The sequence below is a fragment of the Microcystis sp. LEGE 08355 genome (assembly GCF_015207185.1).
Taxonomy (GTDB): Bacteria; Cyanobacteriota; Cyanobacteriia; order Cyanobacteriales; family Microcystaceae; genus Microcystis; species Microcystis panniformis.
In genome coordinates this window covers 1-5,752 of record NZ_JADEXI010000296.1, presented here as the reverse complement: position 1 = coordinate 5,752, position 5,752 = coordinate 1, and the positions used below count along the sequence as shown (strand labels likewise).

Here is a 5,752-nt window from a genome sequence, read left to right as displayed (position 1 = left end):
CCACTATCCTATACTTTTTAAACAGGATTTAGTATGACCCTACCAGCCTAAAAATAGCAAAAAACCCGGCGAGAAAATCTCCCCACCGGGTCAAAAAGGCAAAAGTAAAGAATTATTTCTGATCGGCCTTTTTGCTTGACTTATCGCCCATTTTGTACTTACGCAGGAAGCGATCGACCCGGCCCTCCGTATCGATCATCTTCTGGGTTCCCGTATAAAAAGGATGATTACCAGACCAAACCTCCACATGAATTTCTGGTTTTGTCGAACCCACCGTCATCACCACTTCACCATTACAGATCACCTTAGCTTCCGGATACCAAGTAGGATGAATTTTTTTCGGCATAATAAACCTCTCTATTAACCTAACGTTTCGAGTATTGAGGCGCTTTACGCGCTTTGTGAAGACCGTATTTTTTCCGTTCCTTCGCCCGGGGATCCCGAGTCAGATAACCTTCACTCTTGAGGGGAGGACGATTTTCCGGGGCCAATTGACATAAAGCTCTAGCGACACCCAATTTCACCGCGTCCGCTTGGCCGGTCAAACCACCGCCCTCGGCCTTAACGATGATATCATACTCGTTTTCCAGTCCCAAGGTCTCCAGAGGAGCCTTAATCGTCTGGATATAGGTGGGAATACGGTTAAAATGGGTTTCTCCATCGCGACCGTTAACGGTAATTGCCCCCGTCCCCGGCACCAGACGCACGGAAGCGACCGCTGATTTGCGTCGTCCCGTTCCCCAATAAACTACCTTATTTTTACTGTCCGTGGCTTGCATTGACTTAATTTCCTCCTGCGGGAATCGTATTAATCGCTAAAACTTCCGGTTGTTGTGCCTGATGGGGATGTTCCGCACCAGCATAAACTTTCAGTTTCGTGAACAATTTCCGACCTAAGCTATTTTTCGGGAGCATTCCCTTAACAGCGTGTTCGATAATCCGTTCGGGAATGCGTTTTTGCAGTTTATCGAAGCTTTCTACCTTCATACCACCCGGTCTGCCGGAGTCGCGGCGATAAACTTTCTGTTGGCGTTTTTTGCCCGTCACTGTCACTTTTTCGGCGTTAATAACAATGACAAAATCCCCCGTATCCAGATGGGGGGTGAAGGTGGCTTTATTTTTGCCCCGTAGAATCATTGCGATCTCGGTGGCCAGACGACCTAGACGCTGATCGGCCGCATCAATGACGTACCATTTCTGCTCTAGAGTCTCTAAATTTGGTAGAGGTGTTTTGTTCATGGTGAGTTTGCCTTGGTTTACAAAAATTAATTTTTTTTATTGCCCACCTGGGTGTTGGGGGGTTAGGGTTTTAGGGTTTTAGGGTTTTAGTTGAAATTCCCCCATTTCCCTATCTCCCTATTCCCCCATGTCCCTATTCCCCTATCCCCTCTGCTCGGAAATAATAAAGAGGCTGAGTCTCGCACCAGACGCTATCGGCAAAGGGAAAATCGGCGTAACCCACCCGCAGTAAACATAGTCCTTTGGCTGGTGCGGCGTATTTGACCAATTCTCGGCGCTGATTGACCCAGATGTCGGTAAAGTTTTCTAGCGGTCGCTCACCAGTTCCCACCTCCACCAACATTCCCACCAATAGGCGCACCATCCCGTACAAAAAGCCATTGGCTTGGATTTCCATCTGTACAAACGGCCCTTGACGGTAGCACTCCACCCCCTGTACTTCTACCCAAGAATGGTCACGACTAGAGTTAGCACGGTGAAAGGCGGCCAGATGATGCTTACCCAATAGGGGCTTTAAGGCCCTGGCCATCAAATCGGCATCGAGGGGACGATGGTAGTAGTGCCAACTAAAGGGGCTAACAAAGAGATTGGGGATGGGGTCGGTATAGAGGGTGTAACGATAACGTCGCCAGAGGGCCGAGAAACGGGCGTGCCAGCGATCGGGAACCTGAGCCGAAGCCCGAATGACGATATCGTCATCTAGCCGAGCATTGAGAACCTTGGCCCAATGGGCAGGTGGGATCGGACTCTGCTGCTGGAAATGGGCAACCTGGGCGGCGGCGTGAACACCGCTATCGGTACGTCCGGCCCCGTGCAGAGTGACAGCATGACCGAGAATATCGGCCAGAGCCTTCTCGATTTCCTCCTGCACACTCCTGTGATGGGGTTGCCGTTGCCAGCCGTGGAAATTAGTTCCCACATACTGGATAACTAGGGCGATCCGCGACTGGGGGCAAGCTGTCATCGTTACATCAGTTCGATAATCGCCATGGGGGCATTATCCCCGCGACGGCGCAGGGTACGCACTACCCTGGTATAACCGCCGTTACGGTTGCCATAACGGGCCTGGGCTCCTTCAAAGAGGGCATGAACCAGTTGTTTGTCGTAGATGTAGCCCATAGCTTGGCGACGGGCGCTCAGGGAACCGTCTTTAGCTAGGGTGATAATGTGGTCTACCTCTGCTCGCACCGCTTTCGCTTTCGCTAGGGTGGTGGTGATCTGACCATGTAGAATTAGCTGGGTGGCTAAGCTGCGCAGCAGTGCCTTTCTTTGGTCAGCCGGCAGACCCAATTGAGGCACTTTACACCGATGTCTCATGGTATTTTCCTGGAATTGGGTTTACTTGCTTTTTTCTTGGGGTAGGGTGATGCCTAACCGTTTTTGTAGGGCTTCAATGACTTCTTCAGCCGATTTCTGCCCAAAGTTTTTGATTTCTAAGAGATCTTCTTGGCTGTAATCGAGGAGGTCGGCTACGGTGTTGATCTGCGCTCGCTTTAGGCAATTGTAGGCGCGCACGGATAATTGTAGTTCCTCGATCGGAATTTGGTTTTCTTGGTTGATCTCTTGGTCGTCAAAGTTACCGGAGGATTCGAGGGCGTTGAGATCCTTGAGCGGGTTAAAGAGATTAACCAGCATATCGGCCGCTTGGGAAAGGGCTTCTTTGGGGTTAATGCTCCCGTTTGTCCAAATTTCTAAGAGCAGACGATCTCTAGCTTGACCGCTTTCGGAACGGATATCTTCGACGCTGTAGTTGACTTTGGTTACGGGCATAAAAATCGAGTCGATTTGCAGAAAGTCCAGCGAAGTGGCTTCTTCTTTACTGCGATCAATCGCCCGGTAGCCTTTGCCTTTTTCCACGCGAAATTCCATCTCTAGCTTGGCCCCTTCGGCTAGGGTAGCGACGTACTGATTGCGATCGACTATCTCGATTTCTGAGGGTAAATCGAATTGTGCCGCCACTACTGTCGCTGGTCCAGTTGCCACTAAACGCCCGATCTGGGTTTGATTGGTGTAGCTTTTGAGGATGATTTCTTTCATGTTGAGCATGAGTTCCATCACGTCCTCGCGTACTCCCTGGACGGTGGCAAATTCGTGATTGACTCCCGCGATCCGCAGGGCCGTCACGGCCGCCCCTTCCAGATTGGAAATGAGAATCCGTCTCAGGGCATTACCTACGGTCGTACCCTGGCCTCTTTCTAGAGGTTCTAGTACGAATTTACTGTACTGACTCTGATTCTTGTAAGTTTTTGCTTCTACACACTCGATTTGAAATTGCGCCACCGATTGACCTCCCTTGTTCAGTTTTCAGTTATCAGTTATCAGTTATCAGTTTTCTTTGGCTTTCAGCGTTTAGCGTTCGGCGTTTAGCTTTTTGAGCAGATGGTCTTTGACGACCCGATTCTGCTGCTGATGCGCTCAAAGCTAACGGCTGTCGGCCTCAAGATCCCTGTCACCTGAAAAAGCTGTTCACTGTTTACACTCTCCGGCGTTTGGGAGGACGACAACCATTGTGGGGGATGGGAGTCACGTCCCGGATCAGGGTGATTTCTAATCCTGCTCCTTGCAGGGCCCGGATTGCGGTTTCCCGTCCTGCCCCGGGGCCACTAACCATCACTTCTAGTTGACGCATTCCCTGTTCGATCGCTCGGCGGGCGGCGTTATCGGCGGCGGTTTGGGCGGCGAAGGGGGTTCCTTTTTTGGCTCCTTTAAAACCACTCGATCCCGCCGATGCCCAAGAGATCACATCGCCTTTGGTATCGGCGATCGTGACAATGGTATTGTTGAAGGTCGATTGAATGTGAGCGACTCCGGTAGGAATATTTTTCTTCTGTTTTTTCGGTCCGGTTTTTTTGGTTGGTCGCGCCATAGTTTTTCTTGATTGGGGGATATCGCAATGAATAAAAAATTATTTCTTGGAGGGGGCTTTTTTCTTCCCTGCCACTGTCACCCGACGACCGCGACGGGTCCGCGCATTGGTTCGCGTCCGTTGCCCGCGCACGGGTAATCCTAGCCGATGCCGACGACCTCGATAGGTGCCGATATCGGCGAGGCGTTTGATGTTCATCGCCTCCCAGCGTCTCAAATCCCCCTCGATTTGATAATTTGTCTCGATATAAGTCCGTAGCGCCGCCACGTCTTCATCGCTGAGATCCTTGACCCGAGTGTCAGGGTTAACACCCGTCGCGGATAAGACTTCTTGGGAACGCGATAGACCCACTCCGTAGAGGTAGGTCAGGGCGATTTCCACACGCTTATCGCGAGGTAGGTCTACACCAGCTATCCTTGCCACGCTTTTTCTTTCTCCCTATGAACGATTTTTTTTCCAAAAACGACTACAATTAACGGTAACGATTCTCTGCCCCAAGACAGTGACTTTGGTGGTTTATCCTTGTCTCTGCTTGTGTTTGGGGTTAGAACAAATTACCATGACCCGACCGCGCCGACGGATGACGCGGCACTTTTCGCACATTTTTTTGACAGACGCTCTAACTTTCATGCCTAACTATTTTGGCAACACTGCAAGCTTATTATTATATCAGATTTCTTTTACTCGTGTCACCTATTTTTTTAAAATAAATTTGGCTGCTTATTAGGCTTTTTGGCTTCTCTGCCCCTCTTTATCGCTATTTTTTCTGATTTTTCAGGCGATAGGTAATTCTTCCTTTGGTTAGGTCGTAGGGGGTCAGTTCCACTTTGACTCGATCGCCAGGGAGTATTTTGATATAATTACGGCGGATTTTGCCGGATATGTGAGCTAAGACGTTGAAACCGTTATCTAAATCCACCCTAAACATGGCGTTGGGCAAAGATTCGGTGACGGTTCCTTCCATTTCGATGAGATCTTGTTTAGACAAAGTTAATTCCTCAAATTCACTGGGGACAATTTAATGATCGGCAGCAGCAACCGTGCTGTCACCACAGTTCCCCCAGTATAGCTTATCAGTGATCAGTGATCAGTTATCAGATGTAAGTTTTCAGTTCACAGCAAAAAAGCACCCCATCTTCCCTCTCCCCCCGCAACGCGCACGCAGTGGTCTCCTGACTCCACTCTCCACCCCCATCTCCCCACTACTAGGCAGTATTAAGTAGTAAGATTTAGACAATAAACATTTTAACATTGCTGTCTTTTCACTGATGACTGATGACTGTTCACTGTTCCCTGAAAAGCTGGATTATTCTACGACAATTCGCCATTCATGTAGTTCATATTCCACACAACCATTCTCGATTAAAGGATCGCGAACTATAATTGCTTGGGCTTCCTCAAGAGAATCGGCTTTAAATAATAACATTCCGCCGCCCCTTTCTGCCCAATAACCAGTTTTTGCTTCTCGTCCTTGGCTAATTAAATCACGCACATAGTCCTTATGGGCGCTGACATAGCGATCGAAAGTAGCTTTATCAACAATGCCTTTTTCTATCTTGACAAACCAGGGCATAAATTCTCAGGCGGCTAGGACGGATTAACAACCCTGTAATTATATCGATTAATCTTGGCCCTCGGGGGCGCAAT

Annotated in this window: 11 protein-coding genes; all 11 read right to left on the bottom strand. The window is 49.3% G+C overall.

Annotated elements, in window-relative coordinates; genetic code table 11:
* Nucleotides 1-112 precede the first annotated feature (112 nt).
* On the bottom strand, nucleotides 113-346 hold the full coding sequence (rpmE, locus tag IQ242_RS15130) for a 50S ribosomal protein L31 (RefSeq protein WP_002735793.1): 234 nt from the start codon (nucleotides 344-346) through the stop codon (nucleotides 113-115).
* Nucleotides 347-365: 19 nt separating this feature from the next.
* On the bottom strand, nucleotides 366-779 hold the full coding sequence (gene rpsI, locus IQ242_RS15125; RefSeq protein WP_002737094.1) for a 30S ribosomal protein S9: 414 nt from the start codon (nucleotides 777-779) through the stop codon (nucleotides 366-368).
* 4 nt (nucleotides 780-783) lie between these two features.
* Complete coding sequence (rplM, locus tag IQ242_RS15120) at nucleotides 784-1,239, bottom strand: 50S ribosomal protein L13 (protein ID WP_002735375.1); 456 nt, start codon at nucleotides 1,237-1,239, stop codon at nucleotides 784-786.
* 133 nt (nucleotides 1,240-1,372) lie between these two features.
* Nucleotides 1,373-2,203, bottom strand: coding sequence for a tRNA pseudouridine(38-40) synthase TruA (gene truA, locus IQ242_RS15115; protein ID WP_193960523.1), 831 nt, complete (start codon nucleotides 2,201-2,203; stop codon nucleotides 1,373-1,375).
* Between the two features lie 2 nt (nucleotides 2,204-2,205).
* The gene (gene rplQ, locus IQ242_RS15110; RefSeq protein ID WP_002760055.1) at nucleotides 2,206-2,556 is read right to left on the bottom strand and encodes a 50S ribosomal protein L17; all 351 of its coding nucleotides are present in this window, start codon (nucleotides 2,554-2,556) and stop codon (nucleotides 2,206-2,208) included.
* Nucleotides 2,557-2,577: 21 nt separating this feature from the next.
* Nucleotides 2,578-3,519 (bottom strand): DNA-directed RNA polymerase subunit alpha, encoded by a 942-nt coding sequence (locus IQ242_RS15105; RefSeq protein ID WP_002766101.1) that lies wholly within the window; start codon nucleotides 3,517-3,519, stop codon nucleotides 2,578-2,580.
* Nucleotides 3,520-3,712: 193 nt separating this feature from the next.
* Nucleotides 3,713-4,105, bottom strand: coding sequence for a 30S ribosomal protein S11 (gene rpsK / locus IQ242_RS15100; RefSeq protein ID WP_002735413.1), 393 nt, complete (start codon nucleotides 4,103-4,105; stop codon nucleotides 3,713-3,715).
* A gap of 39 nt (nucleotides 4,106-4,144) precedes the next feature.
* Nucleotides 4,145-4,528 carry a 30S ribosomal protein S13 gene (rpsM, locus tag IQ242_RS15095; RefSeq protein WP_002735415.1) on the bottom strand — a complete coding sequence of 128 codons (384 nt, stop codon included), beginning with the start codon at nucleotides 4,526-4,528 and terminating at the stop codon, nucleotides 4,145-4,147.
* A 93-nt stretch (nucleotides 4,529-4,621) separates the two neighbouring features.
* A complete protein-coding gene (rpmJ, locus tag IQ242_RS15090; protein ID WP_012593611.1) occupies nucleotides 4,622-4,735 on the bottom strand; it encodes a 50S ribosomal protein L36 in 114 nt (37 codons plus the stop codon).
* 127 nt (nucleotides 4,736-4,862) lie between these two features.
* The gene (gene infA / locus IQ242_RS15085; RefSeq protein WP_002737109.1) at nucleotides 4,863-5,093 is read right to left on the bottom strand and encodes a translation initiation factor IF-1; all 231 of its coding nucleotides are present in this window, start codon (nucleotides 5,091-5,093) and stop codon (nucleotides 4,863-4,865) included.
* Between the two features lie 318 nt (nucleotides 5,094-5,411).
* The gene (locus IQ242_RS15080) at nucleotides 5,412-5,678 is read right to left on the bottom strand and encodes a YciI family protein (protein ID WP_193960522.1); all 267 of its coding nucleotides are present in this window, start codon (nucleotides 5,676-5,678) and stop codon (nucleotides 5,412-5,414) included.
* Between the last annotated feature and the right edge of the window lie 74 nt (nucleotides 5,679-5,752).